This is a genomic window from Paracoccus sp. (in: a-proteobacteria) (genome assembly GCF_035556475.1).
In the GTDB taxonomy this organism is placed as follows: Bacteria; Pseudomonadota; Alphaproteobacteria; order Rhodobacterales; family Rhodobacteraceae; genus Paracoccus.
Map to the genome: position 1 here is coordinate 1 of NZ_DATMFA010000124.1, position 2,257 is coordinate 2,257.

At 61.3% G+C, this 2,257-nt stretch carries 1 protein-coding gene and 1 pseudogene; both read right to left on the minus strand.

From position 1 onward, the window contains the following. Positions 1-1,419, minus strand: a 1,419-nt coding sequence (gene thiC / locus VNQ78_RS18285) for a phosphomethylpyrimidine synthase ThiC (RefSeq protein WP_325692477.1), incomplete at its 3' end; no start/stop codon positions are given. Positions 1,420-1,873: 454 nt separating this feature from the next. After that, positions 1,874-2,257: pseudogene (locus tag VNQ78_RS18290) on the minus strand (transposase); the annotation flags it as partial.

Here is a 2,257-nt window from a genome sequence, read left to right on the forward strand (position 1 = left end):
GTCGTTGCGGTCTGGCAGGCCGAGATGTTCCTTGGGGGTGACGTAGCACAGCATCGCCGTGCCGAACCAACCGATCATTGCCGCACCAATGGCGCTGGTGATGTGGTCATATCCCGGTGCGATGTCGGTCGTCAGCGGCCCCAGCGTGTAGAATGGCGCCTCGTGGCAATGCTTGAGTTGTTCGTCCATATTGGCCTTGATCTTGTGCATCGGCACATGACCTGGACCCTCGATCATGACCTGACAATCCTTGGCCCAGGCGATCTTGGTCAGCTCACCCAGCGTTCGCAATTCGGCGAATTGCGCCTGATCATTGGCATCGGCGATGGAACCCGGGCGCAGTCCGTCCCCAAGCGAAAACGACACGTCATAGGCCCGCATGATGTCGCAGATCTCGTCGAAACGTTCATAGAGGAAGCTCTCGCGGTGGTGGTGCAGACACCATTTCGCCATGATCGAGCCGCCACGGCTGACGATCCCGGTCACCCGCTTGGCTGTCATCGGAATGAAGGCCAGCCGCACGCCTGCATGGATGGTGAAGTAATCCACGCCCTGCTCAGCCTGTTCGATCAATGTATCGCGGAAGATTTCCCATGTCAGATCCTCGGCCACGCCGCCGACCTTTTCCAGCGCCTGATAGAGCGGCACGGTGCCGATCGGGACCGGCGCGTTGCGAATGATCCAGTCGCGAATGTTATGGATGTTGCGGCCCGTGGACAGGTCCATCACCGTATCCGCGCCCCAACGGATCGCCCAGACCATCTTCTCGACCTCTTCCTCCATACTGGAGGTCACGGCGGAGTTGCCGATATTGGCGTTGATCTTCACCTTGAAGCTGCGGCCGATGATCATCGGCTCCAGCTCGCGATGGTTGATATTCGCCGGGATGATGGCGCGACCGGCGGCGATCTCGGCGCGGACAAACTCCGGGGTGACGAGATCGGGCAGGGTCGCACCGAAAGGCTCGCCGTCGCGAATAGGCGCAGCCTTGCGGCCCTCGTTCTCTCGGATCGCCACAAATTCCATCTCGGGCGTGATCAGCCCGGCGCGGGCATAGGCGAGTTGCGTCACCGCCCGTCCCCCGGTTGCACGCAGGGGCGGTCGCTGCAGCGGGAACGCCGGGGTGAGCCTTGCGCCTTGCGCAAAACCATTATCGGCGGCTGTCACCGTTCGGCCTGGATAGGTCTCGACATCACCGCGCTGGCGCAGCCAGTCGCCCCGCATATCCGCCAATCCTTTGGCAATGTCGACCTGGACCGCCGGATCGGTATAGGGACCGGAGCTGTCGTAAATGCTCAAAGGCGCTTCGGATGAGATGGTGATTTCGCGCAGGGGCACGCGGATATTGTGCAACTGGCCCGAGAGATGGATCTTGCGCGATGCGGGCAAGGCGCCGGTGGTGATGTTCAGTTTCGTCATCTGGTCCTTCCTTTCGAAAAGACCCAAGCGAAACCGGGCAGAAAGGGGCCACTGACCCCGCAATCCGGGCCCATGGCCCGAAAGGACCGCCCCGCTGATGCTTTGGGGAGATTGCCCTTCGGTCTTCCTACGCCAGTGTCAACTGGGTCAGGTTCAAAGGGTCGCATCACCGGGGTTTCCCCCTGTCAGCCTCTCAGTCCCCTAGGCGGGACTCCCCTGACGTGGCGGCAAGCTGGCGCTTTTGCGTGTCGTCGTCAACTGGAAATGGGGACGATCGCCGGATCGGCGGTGAGACTGTTTTTGCGTGCGAGCTTGGTCGCGGTCAGTATCCCGCCCGGGCGAGATAGGTTTCCAAATGGGCAATGGCTTTGGCCCGGACCCAGCGCGACAGTGCCGGGGTGAGCCCGGCGATGCCCTGAGGATCGATCTCCTGGCAGAGCCGGGTATGCGCCGCCTTCGGCTTGAAGCTCTTCATCGAAGCGCAGGCCTTGATCAGCGTGCCATCGACCGAAAAATGGTCATCTGACAAGAGCGGCGCGACCTCGCGATGAGCCAGGATCGCCGCCTTGACCTTGCGCGACATCTCGGTCGTCAGCAGCCGGTCGCGGTTCTTTGTGAAAATCCGTCGGCCCCCAGACCGGATCATCGATACCGAGGCCGACGAACCAGCGGAACATCAAGTTATACTGCATCTGTTCCATCAACTGTCGCTCTGATCGGACCGAGAACAAGATCTGGAGCAGGCTGGCCCGGATCAGTCGTTCCGGCGCGATCGAGGGGCGGCCAAAATCGATATAAAGATGATCGAAATCGTCATCGAGGCTGGCCAGCGCGTCGT